19 protein-coding genes are annotated in these 15,384 nt (G+C 36.5%); 16 read left to right on the top strand and 3 right to left on the bottom strand.

Going from position 1 to position 15,384, the window contains the following annotated elements; genetic code table 11:
• Positions 1-141 precede the first annotated feature (141 nt).
• The 5 genes from ACWM35_RS05190 to ACWM35_RS05170 all read left to right on the top strand — a co-directional run bounded on the left by ACWM35_RS05190 (position 142) and on the right by ACWM35_RS05170 (position 4,525).
• The gene (locus tag ACWM35_RS05190; protein ID WP_454816138.1) at positions 142-1,179 is read left to right on the top strand and encodes a helix-turn-helix domain-containing protein; all 1,038 of its coding nucleotides are present in this window, start codon (positions 142-144) and stop codon (positions 1,177-1,179) included.
• Positions 1,179-2,687 carry a RecQ family ATP-dependent DNA helicase gene (locus tag ACWM35_RS05185; RefSeq protein WP_454816137.1) on the top strand — a complete coding sequence of 503 codons (1,509 nt, stop codon included), beginning with the start codon at positions 1,179-1,181 and terminating at the stop codon, positions 2,685-2,687. Before ACWM35_RS05190 ends, ACWM35_RS05185 begins: the two co-directional genes overlap by 1 nt.
• The gene (locus ACWM35_RS05180; protein ID WP_454816135.1) at positions 2,684-3,289 is read left to right on the top strand and encodes a CPBP family intramembrane glutamic endopeptidase; all 606 of its coding nucleotides are present in this window, start codon (positions 2,684-2,686) and stop codon (positions 3,287-3,289) included. The genes ACWM35_RS05185 and ACWM35_RS05180 overlap by 4 nt, the downstream gene beginning before the upstream one ends.
• Positions 3,286-3,984, top strand: coding sequence for a LysM peptidoglycan-binding domain-containing protein (locus tag ACWM35_RS05175; protein ID WP_454816133.1), 699 nt, complete (start codon positions 3,286-3,288; stop codon positions 3,982-3,984). Before ACWM35_RS05180 ends, ACWM35_RS05175 begins: the two co-directional genes overlap by 4 nt.
• 85 nt (positions 3,985-4,069) lie before the next feature.
• Positions 4,070-4,525, top strand: a complete 456-nt coding sequence (locus ACWM35_RS05170) for a DUF2663 family protein (RefSeq protein ID WP_454816131.1) — start codon at positions 4,070-4,072, stop codon at positions 4,523-4,525.
• A gap of 29 nt (positions 4,526-4,554) precedes the next feature.
• Here ACWM35_RS05170 and ACWM35_RS05165 read toward each other — a convergent pair whose 3' ends face one another.
• The 3 genes from ACWM35_RS05165 to ACWM35_RS05155 are packed head-to-tail and all read right to left on the bottom strand — an operon-like array spanning position 4,555 to position 5,639.
• Positions 4,555-5,124 carry a manganese catalase family protein gene (locus ACWM35_RS05165; RefSeq protein WP_454816129.1) on the bottom strand — a complete coding sequence of 190 codons (570 nt, stop codon included), beginning with the start codon at positions 5,122-5,124 and terminating at the stop codon, positions 4,555-4,557.
• A gap of 27 nt (positions 5,125-5,151) precedes the next feature.
• Complete coding sequence (locus ACWM35_RS05160) at positions 5,152-5,412, bottom strand: spore coat protein CotJB (protein ID WP_454816127.1); 261 nt, start codon at positions 5,410-5,412, stop codon at positions 5,152-5,154.
• Entirely contained in the window at positions 5,409-5,639 is a 231-nt protein-coding gene (locus ACWM35_RS05155; protein WP_454816125.1) for a spore coat associated protein CotJA, read from the bottom strand. Before ACWM35_RS05155 ends, ACWM35_RS05160 begins: the two co-directional genes overlap by 4 nt.
• Before the next feature lie 140 nt (positions 5,640-5,779).
• Between ACWM35_RS05155 and ACWM35_RS05150 the strand changes: the two genes are divergently transcribed.
• From ACWM35_RS05150 to ACWM35_RS05100, 11 genes are all read left to right on the top strand, one after another.
• Positions 5,780-6,412, top strand: a complete 633-nt coding sequence (locus ACWM35_RS05150) for a CBS domain-containing protein (RefSeq protein WP_454816123.1) — start codon at positions 5,780-5,782, stop codon at positions 6,410-6,412.
• 51 nt (positions 6,413-6,463) lie between these two features.
• The gene (locus tag ACWM35_RS05145; protein ID WP_454816121.1) at positions 6,464-6,769 is read left to right on the top strand and encodes a hypothetical protein; all 306 of its coding nucleotides are present in this window, start codon (positions 6,464-6,466) and stop codon (positions 6,767-6,769) included.
• An 82-nt stretch (positions 6,770-6,851) separates the two neighbouring features.
• Positions 6,852-7,619: a metallophosphoesterase gene (locus ACWM35_RS05140; protein ID WP_454816119.1), complete on the top strand. Its 768-nt coding sequence runs from the start codon at positions 6,852-6,854 to the stop codon at positions 7,617-7,619.
• A gap of 86 nt (positions 7,620-7,705) precedes the next feature.
• Positions 7,706-8,287, top strand: coding sequence for a genetic competence negative regulator (locus ACWM35_RS05135; RefSeq protein ID WP_454816117.1), 582 nt, complete (start codon positions 7,706-7,708; stop codon positions 8,285-8,287).
• 254 nt (positions 8,288-8,541) lie between these two features.
• Complete coding sequence (locus ACWM35_RS05130; protein ID WP_454816115.1) at positions 8,542-9,819, top strand: Glu/Leu/Phe/Val family dehydrogenase; 1,278 nt, start codon at positions 8,542-8,544, stop codon at positions 9,817-9,819.
• Between the two features lie 86 nt (positions 9,820-9,905).
• Positions 9,906-10,880 carry a YpdA family putative bacillithiol disulfide reductase gene (locus ACWM35_RS05125; protein ID WP_454816113.1) on the top strand — a complete coding sequence of 325 codons (975 nt, stop codon included), beginning with the start codon at positions 9,906-9,908 and terminating at the stop codon, positions 10,878-10,880.
• Between the two features lie 4 nt (positions 10,881-10,884).
• Complete coding sequence (locus tag ACWM35_RS05120; RefSeq protein ID WP_454816111.1) at positions 10,885-11,841, top strand: asparaginase; 957 nt, start codon at positions 10,885-10,887, stop codon at positions 11,839-11,841.
• An 87-nt stretch (positions 11,842-11,928) separates the two neighbouring features.
• Positions 11,929-12,621, top strand: coding sequence for a glutamic-type intramembrane protease PrsW (gene prsW / locus ACWM35_RS05115; protein WP_454816109.1), 693 nt, complete (start codon positions 11,929-11,931; stop codon positions 12,619-12,621).
• Positions 12,622-12,709: 88 nt separating this feature from the next.
• Positions 12,710-13,711, top strand: a complete 1,002-nt coding sequence (locus ACWM35_RS05110; RefSeq protein ID WP_454816107.1) for a cell wall hydrolase — start codon at positions 12,710-12,712, stop codon at positions 13,709-13,711.
• Positions 13,712-13,723: 12 nt separating this feature from the next.
• On the top strand, positions 13,724-15,076 hold the full coding sequence (gene ypeB / locus ACWM35_RS05105) for a germination protein YpeB (RefSeq protein WP_454816105.1): 1,353 nt from the start codon (positions 13,724-13,726) through the stop codon (positions 15,074-15,076).
• 54 nt (positions 15,077-15,130) lie between these two features.
• On the top strand, positions 15,131-15,310 hold the full coding sequence (locus ACWM35_RS05100) for a DUF5359 family protein (RefSeq protein WP_454816103.1): 180 nt from the start codon (positions 15,131-15,133) through the stop codon (positions 15,308-15,310).
• The last annotated feature ends 74 nt before the right edge of the window (positions 15,311-15,384 follow it).

Raw genomic sequence — 15,384 nt, 5'->3', positions numbered from 1 at the left:
AAATCCTTATCAAGGGGTTAACGTAAATGTGTCTTGCTTAATCTTACATAATTTATAGCAACATTACAGCTGTTTTCATGGTAGAATAATAATGAAAAATAGCTGAAAATGTCGATAAAGAACAAAAAGTGGTGGAGTGGGATGAATTATATTGAAAACATTTTGTTGGATTGTATTAGACAATTAAAGGGTGAAAGGACTCTATATTCCATCTATCATCTTTTAAATGGAAAAAAATCATCACAAACAATTCAAGATGCTCATCTATTTTCACTGAAAAAATATTTTCGAATACTTGAAACTTTATCACGTGAATCTTTTGAAGAAATCTTTGTTCAATTAATTGATAAAAATTGGGTTGTAGCTTCTGGAGAACAAAAATATCTTCTCAGTGATAAAGGGGAAGCTTTTTTTTATAATCAATCGCTTCCACTTTATTTAAATGGGTGGAAATATCAACAGTTTACCCCAACCGTTTGGGAAAGGCTCTCGTTGCTTATTCAGGTTACTTCCAATTTGGCCTTCTATGAAAATCGCTATATCCCGATTCAAAAAAATAAAGAAGTTCATAACTGGTTAAAAGAATTCCTTAAAAAATCGTCACTCCCGAGACAGAGTTTAGGTCAAGCAGTTTTTAAAGAATTAGTTGTATGTCTCGAAGAAGGAAAAGACATTCATCCTGAGGTATTAGTATTCAGGTTAACAGGCTACCAACAAATAGGGCTGACATCTCTCCAGACAGCTAGCAAGTTGGACATGAATCCAGTTCATTATCATCTGGAATTTATGAATGTTCTTCATTATCTTATTCAGATGCTAGAGAATAGTGCTAATCGCTTCCCTGTGTTATTCTCATTACTTTCCAACATAGAATCAAATGATCCCTTAACAGTATCAGCAAGAAAAACCTGGGGATTACTTAATCAGGGTTTTTCAATCGAGCAAATCGCAAAATTTCGAAAGCTGAAATTAAGCACGATTGAAGATCATCTTGTAGAATTTGCTTTAAACTTAAATGAATTTTCAATTGATCCATATATAGATAAAGAAATACAAGGTAAAATAATCGAAATATCACGCCAAGAGGAAACGAAGCAATTAAAGGTCATTAGAAATCGCCTAAACACTGTTTCCTATTTCCAAATCAGGCTGGCTCTTGCGAAGTATGGTGATCAATAATGGAATTAGAAAAAATTTTATATAAGCATTTTGGTTATCAAGAATTTAAAAAAGGCCAAAAAGAAGTAATTTTATCCATTCTTGGAGGTAGTCATACATTAGCAATGCTTCCAACTGGAACCGGGAAATCTTTATGTTACCAGCTTCCAGGCTATTGTCTAGAAGGGCAAATACTAATCATTTCACCACTTTTATCGCTGATGCAGGATCAAGTCGAGCAATTTATGAAGTTTGGTGAAAAACGGGTGGTAGCGCTTAACTCTTTTCTCAGCCCTGTAGAAAGGGGTAATGTTTTACGGCATTTATCCAAATATAAATATATTTTTATTTCTCCTGAGATGCTTAGTTTGGCAACAATCATTAAGAAACTTCAGACACTTACAATTTCGTTATTTGTTGTTGATGAGGCCCATTGTATTTCCCAGTGGGGCTATGACTTCCGTCCGGATTATTCCAAGCTTGGGGAGGTCAGGGAGAAACTAGGAAATCCACTAACGCTAGCGTTAACTGCAACGGCGACTAAGAAAGTCAGACAGGATATTGTTGAGTCACTTCAGTTAGAGAATTTTAATCGAATCGAATCGACGATTGACCGCCCAAATATTGCTTTTTATGTGGATACAGTAGCTCATTATTATGATAAGCAAGAAAAATTGATACAGTATGCACTTCAACTTCAAAAACCTGGAATTATCTACTTTTCTAGTAAGAAGGCTGCGGAACAAATGGCCGTTCTCTTGGCTAGTAGAGGTTTAACGAAGACAATGCCTTATCATGGTGGGTTGGATCAAGAGCAAAGAATTCTGATTCAACAGCAATTTATTAACGGTCAATTAGATATTATTTGCGCCACGAGTGCATTTGGTATGGGCGTTAATAAGGAAAATATTCGATTTGTCATACACTATCATATGTCTATGCAAATAGAATCATATCTTCAAGAAATTGGCAGGGCTGGCCGGGATGGCCTTCCCAGCATAGCGATCATTTTGTACTCACCTGGAGACGAGCAGCTTCCTTTCCAGCTTGCTGAAGGTGAATTACCTTCCAACCAACAATTGGATTGGCTATTTGCACAACTTCCCGAAGAAGCTATGCTAAATTGCTATGATCTTGAGGGAAATATTCAATTAAGAGAAGATGGAGGATTTTCAGAGATTCAATGGCGAATTGTTTGCGACTTTCTGAAAAGCCATCGAGGAAATGCACCAATTGAGCAAGTAAAGCATGCTATCACATCCTTTGTAGAGGAACGGTTGACAGTGAAAAAGAATAATATTCTTAGTCTTAAGAACTGGATTCAATCGGAGTCTTGTAGAAGAGAGTTAATACTTAATTATTTTGAAGAAGAGGCAATGAATGAAAAGGTAGAGTCATGCTGTGATGTTTGCGGTATAGACATTCATCAATATGAATCAAACGATAGAAACGATTCAATCCCAGCAAAAGATGATAAGTGGAAGGACTACTTAGCCAAAATTTTACTAAATAGTGAGTTGAGTGAATGAAACATAAATATAAGGAGCTAATAAACAGTCTGTCTGATAAAGAACTACTTTTCCATCTACATATGACACAGATAATTTTATTAGCAATATCGTTCATATTAGGAATTATGTTATTTGATCATTTCGCCTTCCTGCGGACTTTTACGATTTTTGATAGTAGAATTTTATCAATCGGAATTCCGGCAGGGGTCGCAGTAGTGATTATTGATGTGGTTTTAATGAAATGGCTTCCGTCCTCTTTCTATGATGATGGCGGTTTGAATGAACGGATATTTAAGGATAGAAAGGTAATTCATATCGCTTGGATTGCAGCCTTTGTTGCTATTAGTGAGGAATTACTATTTCGAGGGATCATTCAAACTAAGGTGGGTCTAGTGGTAGCCAGTATCATTTTTGCCATCATTCATTATCGATACCTTTTCAATTGGTTTTTATTTACGAATATAGTGATTCTAAGTTTTTTCATCGGATTAATTTATCAGTGGACAAATAATTTAGCTGTTACGATCATTATGCATTTTTTGATTGATTTTTTACTTGGGTTGAATATCAAATATAGAAAATCGTTAGATGTCGATGAACAGAAGGGAGTTCCTCAATGAATAAAGAAGAACCATACAGAAACCAAGCAGAAAAGAATAGGCAGCGAATAGAGAGAACAATTGAAACAACTGCTGAAGAGCGAGTGCAATTACCCCCGAGAGAACAGGTTCATCGTGAAAAACGTAAGAAATCAAAAACGAAACTGAAATTAAAATATCCTGTTATCCGGATTTTAGTATTGTTTTTTATTCTGCTTCCGATCGTTATTTTCAGTGTATACTCATACCTCGATGGAGGAGAGAAAAAAGGACCGGAAAAAGTGTCTGGAGATTCCTCTGGTTATGAAGTAATAAACTATGAAAAGAAAAACGTGGAAACGAATGAAAAGCCTGTCGAAGAGGAGAAAGAAGCCATCGAGGCAGATGAGGTCAAGGAAGATGAAGTTGAGGCAGAAAATACAACAGATTCTTCAAATGAAAATGCAGGTTTAAATGCGGAAGTCATTGAAACTAATGGGGCCGCTGATAAGAATAGTGGAGGGGTGGCTGAAACACCAGTAACGAATGAGAATATTCCTCCAGAAAATCCAGGGAAAATCGTCAATCATACTGTTCAAAAAGGTGAAAACCTCTATCGAATCGCGTTAAAATATTATCAATCTAAGGATGGAGAGGAAAAAATCAGAAAAGCAAATAACCTAAAGGGAGACGAGATTTATCTTGGCCAAGTTTTAAAGATTCCCTTAGATCAGTAACCGATCATTTTTGATCGGTTTTTATTTATTATCTATCATAAATTATCGGACAAGTTCATATTTATTTGAATGAGGAGGCGGTAGGATGGATTCCCCAATTCTTTTACTTGAATATACCGATGAAGCAACGAAACAGATGCTTGAGAACGTGAGGAAGAGAAAAAAAAAGTTTGACGACGCAAAAAGGTGGCATTTTTATTCCATCTACGCAACGTTGTTTTCGGCATTCCTTTTATTTAGTTTTTTTTATTTTACTATTGCAAAATATTATTCTTTTTCTTTTTTCGCGATGTTTTCGGCATCACTAAATAACTCCTTTATTGTCTTGCTTTTTTTTATAACGATAGGATTTTATGGAGCCATGAATGTGTTAAGACAGCAAAAGGATAAAAAGGAAAAAGAATATCAGGAGTTAAGATGCGAAATTGTTGATAGGAGTAAGGATTTATGGAAAAAGGAAGAACAATGGAAAAACCGCCATTTCGTATTCGAAATGATGAAAACGAAATATGACATTAATCTCTATCATGAAAAAAAATAGAAGCAGATTTTACTCTGCTTCTATTTGGGTTAAAAGATTTTTTTCTTGCCTTGTTCATCTTTTAATATTTCAACGGCTTCACGGAAGCGCTGGGAATGGATGATTTCTCTTTCGCGCAGGAACCTAAGACCGTCATTTAAATCAGGGTCGTCACTAAGATTGATAATCCATTGATAAGTGGCTCGGGCTTTTTCTTCCGCTGCAATATCCTCGTATAAATCTGCAATTGGATCACCTTTAGCTTGAATATAAGAAGCTGTCCATGGGACACCTGAAGCATTATGATAAAATAATGCATTATCGTGAACAGCATAATGATCACCAAGACCAGCTGCTTTCATCATCTCGGGGGTGGCGTCTTTAGTTAGCTTATAAATCATGGTTGCGATCATTTCAAGGTGAGCAAACTCCTCGGTTCCTATATCTGTTAATAATCCAATTACCTTATCAGGAATGCTGTATCTTTGATTGAGATAACGTAATGCTGCTGATAACTCTCCATCAGCACCACCGTACTGTTCAACTAAATACTTTGCCAATGTCGGATTACATGTACTGACTCGAACGGGATATTGAAGTTTTTTTTCGTATATCCACATTTATTCTCAACCCCTCCTTTTTTCTGCTTATACCTGCCAGGGCCAAGGAGCGTCTTTCCAGTTCCATGGATGCCCTGAGTAACTGTGCCCAAACTGCATTAGTGGACCAAATTGGCTTTCAAATGCTTTTTTTATTGCCTTTCTTTCTTTTACATAATGATTAAATTGTTTGATTGCTTCAAGATCATCTGGGTGGGTATCCAAGTACAAGGTCAGCTCAACTAAGACAAAGTCCACAGCTTGAAGCTGCTCCATGATTTGATAATATTCTGGAGGAACCTGATTCATCTAGAAACCCCTCCTTTTGCTTTTTCAAATGGATTGAAGTAAGGGTCATAAAAAGCCTTCCATAAGGTACCTGCTCTTAATGCTTCCTGTGGTGAAAATTGTGGTAAATTAGGTGGTTGAAATCCTATATATAGATTAGGTGGAGTTGAAAATGTTTTTTCAGTTATTGGCTTACACGGGTCAAAAGGACTAGCGTAAGGATGCCAGGTTTTATATAGCGTAAACATAGTAGCCCTCCCTTAGTTAACATCATTAATACTTATGAAAATATCTTCTTTTCATGACATAAATCTTTAATATGTTAGAGGATTTTTCCCTATTTTGTTGAAGTATAATAAGGGTATTAATAACTTTGAGGTGATGGGAATTGTTCGTTAAAAATATTATGATTCCAAAACACGAATGTGTGACTTTGCAAAAAGACACATCATTAAGGGTTGCTTTGGACCTATTAGAAAAGCATGAGATTGATGGAATGCCTGTATTAGAGAGAGAACAGTATTTAGGGATTGTTACACGCTACAATATATATGAAAAATATTTTCTTTCAGGAAAGCAGAAAGATGAATATTTAGACTCAACTTTCGTAACGGAAATTCTCTCCCATCAAGATAAATTTCTTATTGGTGAGGAAATGTTCGAAAAGACACTCCTTGATTTAAAAGATTTTCCATTACTGGCCGTTTTGGGGTCAGACCGTAAATTCCTAGGTGCTGTTACACGCTCGGATGTTTTATCCACTTTTGGCAGCGCATTTGGTGTAAATCGGCCAGGAGTAAGGATTGCTTTTACGTCTGTTGAAACCGAAGGCAGAATTGCTCGTCTTTCTGAGATTGCCCACCACTTCCATGAACATATTATTTCATTGGTAACGTTTGATGAAACAGATAAATTGGTGCGAAGAATTGTCATGAAAATTGAAAAGAAAGATAATATTGATCGTTTTACGAAAAAGTTGGAGGATCATGGCTTCAGGATTTTGAGTATTCAAGAAGACTAAATGAGGAAAAAATTCCTACACCCTCTCATACAATGTATGGGAGGGATTTTTATGTGGAAACTGATTTGGAAGCTTGTCATGATCTTAATTTGTGGGTACCTAGTAATGAAATGGCTGCCTATCAGTCACCCATTTCGTTTTGAGGAGTTCATAATAGGAATTATTATACACCCATTAGAATTCTTCGCTGCTTCAATCGCTTTTTATATTGGATTGGCGATTAATACCCAATTACTTTATGAGGTGTTACAAAAAACAAGAAAAGCGATAAGAAAACAAACTTCCTGGAATAGCACGATTTTTTTCGCGTATCCAGGGTTGATATTAATTTATTATTTTATCTTGCAAAATGGATAAAGAGGTCACTCATTCTTTTTAGTAAGATTCCTTTATGGTATGATTTTTTTAACTTATTGAATAAAAAGGAGAAATTACCTTTATGGCGATCATTCTTATTTTGATTTTGATATTTGGAGTATGTCTCCTTTTGTATATGCTCAGGGAAGCTTTTTTAAATAGAGTAATAAAGCATGAAATGTCCTTTCCAAATTTTCCTGAGTCATTCGGTTCGGTTTCGATATTTTTTATTTCAGATATCCATAAGCGGAAAATTTCTGATCAAATCATTAGTGAAGTTACTGGAAAAGCGGAAATTGTCATTATCGGTGGTGATTTAACTGAAAAGGGAGTTCCTTTTGAGAGAGTGAAAGAGAACTTAATGAAATTAAAAAAGCTTGGTCCTGTTTATTTTGTTTGGGGAAATAACGATTATGAGACGGATTTTCGTAAATTAGACGCTATTTTTTTAGATTCTGGCATTAATGTTTTGGCTAATACGGCTGTTACCTTTGAATCTAAAACTGGGGACAAATTATGTTTATTAGGTGTAGATGATTTAAATGCCGACCGTGATCGACTAGATTTAGCTTTAATCGATGCAGATGATCAAAGCTTTAAAATCTTAGCAAGTCACTATCCTTCAATAACAAAAAAAATCCAATCAGAACATGATATCAGTCTTGTGTTAAGTGGTCATACGCATGGGGGACAAATACATATTCTCGGATACAGTCCATATGAAAAAGGGAAAGTAAAAGTTTTAGAGCAAACAACATTGTTAATTAGTAATGGTTACGGAACTACTGGAGTTCCACTACGTTTAGGAGCACCTGCACAATGTCACCTAATTACCATTAAGAATGGCTAATGGAGCGGTTAGAGGAGTCTAAGCACCAACTAAAGCCTGCAACATACACTAGGAATAAGAGTGATGTCACGGCAGGGGGCAGAATTATGCGCTTAGAACGCTTAACAGTCAATAAAATAAAAATTTTTTTAACCTCTGATGATCTGTTCGAAAGGGGACTTTCCAAAGATGATATTTGGAAGGATTCGATAAAATGGCAGCAGCTGTTCCAGGATATGCTGGAGGAAGCAAGCGAGGAATTCGATGTTGATATCCAAGGTTCTGTAGCGGTGGAAATATTCTCCCTACAGGCCCAGGGGATGGTTATGATTATTACTGTTGACGAAGAGATAGAAGACGATGAATTGTTATATGATGGTTTTGTTGAGATGCAGGTTAGGGTGGAAGGCTGTGAGAATCTCCTTTATGAGTTCGAGAGTTTTGATGATGTAATTGGCCTTGCAAATAAACTTATATCGCTCAATATTTCCGGCGGCAATTTATATTATTTTAATAACCGCTATTACTTACTTATGAATCATTTGGATTCTTCGATTTTAGAAAAAATCGCTGCTTTCTGTTCCGAATATGGAAATTATTCCATCCTTAGCCGTCATGTGCTATCAGAATATGGAAAAATGATTATCGAAAATAAAGCGGTGGAAACGATTCAACACTATTTTAAATAACAGATTCATCACGATGAAATATCCAGGAGTCCACCGCTCCTTTTTTCTTTGTCATCAAAAATTTGAACGCCAGTAAAGAACTTCTATAAGGCTCCAATCAATCATCTCAAACCAGCATGTATGACAGCGTTTACATATGGCGATCTTAAAACATGAAGAAGTATGTTTTTCTTCTTGCATAAATCAATTAAAGGTGTATACTTGTCTCTGAAAGCGACAACATTCGTTTAAGCAATTTTTTAGGAGGTTTACAGATGGTAGCCGAAAAAAGTAATGAAAAAACTAATCAAGAGGGAAAAAATGATGTGTTGAAATCAACACAAACAGTAATCCATAAGGCTCTTGAAAAGTTAGGTTATCCTGAAGAGGTTTACGAGCTCTTGAAAGAGCCGTTACGTATGATGACAGTTAAAATTCCAGTTAGAATGGATGACGGTTCAGTTAAAATATTTACTGGCTACCGTGCTCAACATAATGATGCTGTTGGTCCAACAAAGGGTGGTATTCGGTTCCATCCAAATGTATCGGAAACAGAAGTGAAAGCGCTGTCCATTTGGATGAGCTTGAAGTGTGGGATTGTCGATCTACCTTATGGTGGTGGTAAAGGCGGAATCATCTGTGATCCGCGTGACATGTCATTTAGAGAGCTTGAGAGATTAAGCCGTGGGTATGTACGGGCAATCAGCCAAATTGTTGGTCCAACTAAAGATATTCCTGCTCCAGATGTCTTCACGAATTCTCAAATTATGGCTTGGATGATGGATGAATATAGCCGTATAGATGAATTTAATAATCCTGGATTTATTACAGGGAAGCCGCTTGTCTTAGGAGGATCTCATGGCCGCGAATCAGCAACAGCAAAAGGGGTTACGATTTGTATTCGTGAGGCAGCTAAGAAAAAGGGGATTCAGCTCGAAGGTGCAAGAGTTGTTGTTCAAGGTTTTGGAAACGCCGGCAGTTTCTTATCTAAATTTATGCATGATGCTGGGGCAAAAGTAATTGGAATTTCCGATGCTTATGGTGCTTTGCACGATCCGGATGGACTAGATATTGATTATTTATTAGATCGACGCGATAGCTTTGGAACTGTAACAAAGTTATTTAATAATACAATTTCAAATAAAGAACTACTTGAATTAGATTGCGATATTCTCGTTCCTGCAGCAATCGAAAATCAAATTACGGCAGATAACGCTCATAATATTCGCGCTAGTATTGTAGTTGAAGCTGCTAATGGTCCAACAACATTAGAGGCTACAGAAATATTGACGGAGCGCGGTATTTTGCTTGTTCCAGATGTTTTAGCTTCTGCTGGTGGCGTAACAGTTTCTTACTTTGAATGGGTACAAAATAATCAAGGTTATTATTGGTCAGAGGAAGAAGTGGAAGAAAAGCTTGAAAAAGTAATGGTTAAATCCTTTAATAATATTTATGATACAGCTCAAACCCGCCGCGTTGATATGCGTTTATCAGCCTATATGGTCGGTGTTAGAAAAATGGCAGAAGCAAGCCGTTTCAGAGGATGGATTTAAACACAAAGGATTGAAACATAATAAAAAAACTCCTATCATTACGATAGGAGTTTTTTAATGAACGAAGATAAAACGAGGTGAATATCTTGAAAATAGAAGATATTATTATAGTTGGCGGTGGACCATGTGGTTTGGCTGCTGCGATTGCTTTTAAGGAAATAGGGAAAAATCCGCTTATTATCGAGAAGGGGAATGTTGTGAATGCTATCTATCATTATCCAACACATCAAACCTTTTTTAGTACGAGTGAGAAATTAGAAATAGGAGATGTTCCTTTCATCACGGAGAGCTATAAACCAAAACGAAACCAAGCGCTAGTTTATTATCGCGAGGTAGTAAAAAGAAAACAGCTTCGTATTCATTCTTTTGAAAAGGTCACAAAGGTAGAAAAACAGGGAGTACTTTTTAAGATAATAACAGAAAAGAACATTTATTATGCCAAAAATGTTGTCATTGCCACAGGATACTATGATCATCCTAATTATATGGATGTCCCTGGAGAGGATTTGCCCAAGGTGTATCATTATTTCAAAGAGGCTCATCCTTATTTTAATAAAGATGTATGTGTCATCGGTGGAAAGAATTCAAGTATAGATGCAGCTATTGAGCTTGTTAAGGCAGGTGCCAGAGTTTCTGTGCTATATCGAGGGAGTGAGTATTCGCCTAGTATCAAGCCCTGGATTCTCCCTGAATTTGATGCCCTAGTACGAAATGGGACAATTATGATGGAATTTGATGCCCATATTAAAGAAATTACTGAGAACGAAGTTATATATGCAAAAGACGGAACAGAAAAGAGAATGAAAAACGACTTTGTATTTGCTATGACAGGGTACCGTCCTGACCACCAGTTCCTAAAGAATATGGGAATCATGATTAATGAGGATACGGGAAGACCGCTCGTTAATCCTGAGACCATGGAGACGAATATGGAAGGAATCTATATCGCAGGAGTTATTGCTGCTGGGAATAATGCGAACGAAATATTTATTGAAAATGGAAGATTCCATGGAGGGTTAATTGCTCAATCGATTTTAGAAAAAGCAGAAAAAGGTGAATAAACCAATGAAAAAGGTAGTTTTATTAACCACAGGAGGAACGATTGCGTCTAAAACGAATAAAAAGTCTGGGAAATTGGTGGCTGGAGAATTAACGGGTGAAGAATTAGCAGCAATGTGTCATCTTCCAGATGAAATAGAAATTATCGTGGAGTCCGTATTTCAAAAGGCAAGTATACATATTACTTTTGATGATTTAGTGGTATTAAAAAATAAAATTGAAAAGTATTTTGAAGATGATCAAGTATCAGGGGTTGTTGTAACCCATGGTACAGATACCCTTGAAGAAACGGCTTATTTTCTTGATTTGACCATAAAGGATTTTAGACCGGTAGTAATAACAGGATCACAACGATCCCCAGAGGATTTAGGCAGTGATGTATATATCAATCTTCGTCATGCCATTTTCTCTGCTTGTGCAGATGATTTGAAAGATGCGGGGGCTGTGGTCGTTTTTAATGAGCGAATCTTTGCAGCTAGATATGTAAAAAAGGAACATGCCTCAAATATTCAAGGATTTAACTCATTTGGTTTTGGATATCTTGGAATCATTGACAATGATGAGGTACATGTTTTTCAAAAACCGTTAAAACGGGAGTACTATTGCGTAAAGGCCCCTATTCCACAAGTCGAAATAATTAAATGTTATATAGGTGCGGATGGGAAATTTATAAATGCTGCTAGAGAAGCTGGTGTCGCTGGAATTGTCCTCGAGGGCGTTGGCCGTGGTCAGGTTGCACCAAAGATGGTGGAGGAAATTGAAAAAGCAATTGCCGCGGGGATTGTCCTTGTTATCACAACAAGTGCGGAAGAAGGTGCCGTATATACCACTTATGATTATTTAGGAAGTGCTTACGATCTTAATCAAAAAGGTGTCATTCTTGGTAGTGATAATGATTCTAAAAAAGCAAGAATAAAATTGGCAGTTGCACTTTCAAGCGGAGTGGAAAATATTAATTTTTAACCTCAAGAGCAAATCATATTTAAATGCAGAATTAGATGCGAAAATATGATACGATAAAGGAAACTGATTTGCTTAGGAGGTTTAGCCATGCTGGGAATATTGTCAGCCGGAATTGCTCCCGGTCTGGCTTTACTAAGCTATTTCTATTTAAAAGATGAATATGACTCAGAGCCTATTTCTATGGTCATGCGAACATTTTTGTTCGGTGCACTCCTCGTGTTCCCGATTATGTTTATTCAACATGTACTCCATACAGAAAATATCATAACATTAGATTGGGTCGATGCATTCCTTTCTACAAGCCTACTTGAAGAATTCTTTAAATGGTTTATTCTTTTTTATGCCATTTATCAGCATGTAGAATTTGATGAACCTTTTGATGGAATCGTTTATGGTGTCGCTGTTTCATTAGGTTTTGCTACCGTTGAAAATATATTTTATCTAATTGCCAATGGTATTGAACATGCCATGGCACGTGCCTTACTTCCGGTTTCCAGTCATGCCCTTTTCGGAGTAATTATGGGCTTTTATATTGGTAAAGCAAAATTTACAGAAGGAAAGAAAGCTAAATGGGTCATTTTATCCCTATTTCTTCCATTTTTTCTTCATGGTATTTATGATTTTATTTTAAAAACCCAAGAGAACTGGTTATATATCATTTTACCTTTTATGATCTTTCTTTGGTGGTTTGGACTAAAAAAGGTTAAAATGGCAAGGATTTTAACGACAAACCACCATAAAAGGAAACAATATTCCGCTCAAAATTCCCTTCATTCATAATGGAGGGAATTTTTTTTGAATAATTATGCCAACAAAACAAAAAATAGGGTTACATCTAAAAAGATTTACAACTGGGGGTTACATTACCATGAAGAAGAAAAAATTAATAATATCATTTTTCATCCTCATCTCCCTTTGTATCATGCCTTTGTCAAATGTGGAGGACAACAATGCGTATGCCTTTTCGAATCAGGTTATTCAACAAGGTGCTGTTGGCGATGATGTTATCGAATTACAATCTAGGCTCCAATATCTTGGCTTCTACAATAAGAAAATTGATGGAGTTTTCGGTTGGAGCACTTATTGGGCATTAAGAAATTTTCAGTATGAATTTGGTCTGCCGATTGATGGTTTGGCAGGTGCTGAGACGAAAGCAAAGCTTGCTAAGGCAAGCAAGTACAATGAACAGTTTGTTAAGCAGCAAATCAATAAAGATAATAAGTTTACACACTATGGTGGAGTAGATTTAAAAAAGCAGAGTGCTCCAAAGCCAAAAGCACCAGCTAATCCGCCAGCTAATACTGATAAGCAGAAACAAGCAGCACCGAAACCGGCTGCGCCAAAACAAACAGCACCAACACCAGCAGCACCGAAACCGGCTGCACCAAAACAAACGGCACCAACACCAGCAGCACCGAAACCGACCGCTCCACAAAATACTGCTCAAAAACCAGCAGCCCCAAAACCGGCTGCACCTCCAAAAAAGCCAACAGCGGCAAATACACCTGGGGGATTTTCGAGTAATGATATTCGATTGATGGCAAACGCTGTTTATGGAGAATCAAGGGGCGAGCCTTACATAGGGCAAGTAGCGGTAGCTGCAGTCATACTCAACCGGGTAAATAGCTCGTCATTTCCTAATACAGTCTCAGGAGTTATTTATGAACCGAGAGCATTTACAGCTGTTGCAGATGGACAAATTAATTTGACTCCTAATGAAACAGCAAAGAAAGCAGTTTTAGATGCTATTAATGGAATCGATCCAACAGGAGATGCCATTTATTACTTTAATCCAGATACTGCAACAAGCCCGTGGATTTGGTCAAGACCTCAAATTAAGCGAATTGGAAAACATATTTTCTGTAAATAAAGGGGTGAAGAGATGATAAGAGGAATCATCATTGGTGTACTTGCTTTAGGTGTAGCCGGTACGGCTTATTGGGGCTATCAGGAACACCAAGAGAAAAATGCCATTTTGGTTAATGCTGAAAATAATTATCAACGAGCCTTTCATGATCTAACCTATAATGTTGATTTAGTGCACGATAAAATTGGAACAACTCTTGCGATGAATTCTAGACATTCATTGTCACCGTCTTTAGTGGAAGTATGGAGATTAACCTCAGAAGCACAAAGTGATGTAGGACAGCTTCCCTTGACATTACTGCCATTTAATAAAACGGAGGAATTTTTATCTAAGATCGGGAATTTTAGTTATAAAACCGCAGTAAGGGATTTAGAAAAGGAACCATTATCCGAAGAGGAATATGAAACCTTAAAATCCCTCTATAAACAATCTGGAGAAATCCAAAATGAGCTTCGTAAAGTACAGCATTTGGTACTGGAAAATAATCTCCGTTGGATGGATGTTGAAATGGCATTGGCTTCAGGTAAAGAAGCGGCGGATAATACGATTATTGATGGTTTTAAGACGGTTGAAAAAACAGCAACGGGTTATGAAGAGACTGACCTAGGGCCAACATTTGCTAATATGCAGAAAAAAGATGAGAATTTCAAAAAAATAAAGGGAAAGACGATTTCTAAAAAAGAGGCTGTCAGCATCGCGAAAAAATATATGAAATTTAATGGGAATGCGGAAGTGAAGGTCACAGAGAACGGGAAGGGTTCAGACTATGGCTTTTACAGTGTATCGGTAAAAAATAATAAAACCGGTCAGGAAGCGAATATGGATATCACGAAAAAAGCTGGATATCCAATTTGGTTTGTTAATTACCGTGAAGTAACAGAGCAGACGATAAGCTTAAATGATGCGATGAATAAGGCAGCTGATTTTCTAAATGAAAATGGATTTAAAAATCTTGAGTTGTTTGAGAGTAATCAATATGACAATGTCGGGGTCTTCAATTTTGTTACAACCGTAGATAATGTCAGAATTTACCCAGAGGCAATTAAAGTAGAGATTGCTCTTGACAATGGGAATATCATGGGATTTTCCGCAGAGGAATATTTAAAATCATTTATGGAAGATCGAAATATTAAAAAGGCAGAATTAACAAGTGAGCAAGCTCGTGCTAAAGTAAATCCAAATTTTAAAGTTATGGAAGAAAGACAAGCTGTCATTTTAAATGACTTAAATAAGGAAGTATTATGTTATGAATTTTTAGGTACCATCGATGATGATACTTATAGGATTTTCATAAATGCTAATGACGGTACCGAAGAAGAAGTCATAAAGCTAAAAAATGCAGAAGAAACATATGAGGATGTTCTTTAGGTAAAGAATAAAAATTTCAATTCACCCCAATAATAGTATTATTGGGGTGATCGAATGAAAACGATAGAAAGAATAATAATGAAGATTATAATTATCCAATTTATCTTTCTATTTTTGGCTCAGTTATTTTTCCACCAGTTAGATGTTTTTCCGCAGTTTGAACAATTAACAAAATACGAGGGAGTAAATGAAAATACATTTACAGAAATTCTTCAAACCTTTAGCGGGAAATAAACATCCCCGCTTTTTTTATATTTTTAAATGTTAAAAAAAGAGTCAATCCGCTTTCTTATGGTAAAATATATGGA

Source organism: Neobacillus sp. K501 (assembly GCF_053749995.1).
This window is presented reverse-complemented; position numbering and strand designations above follow the sequence as displayed.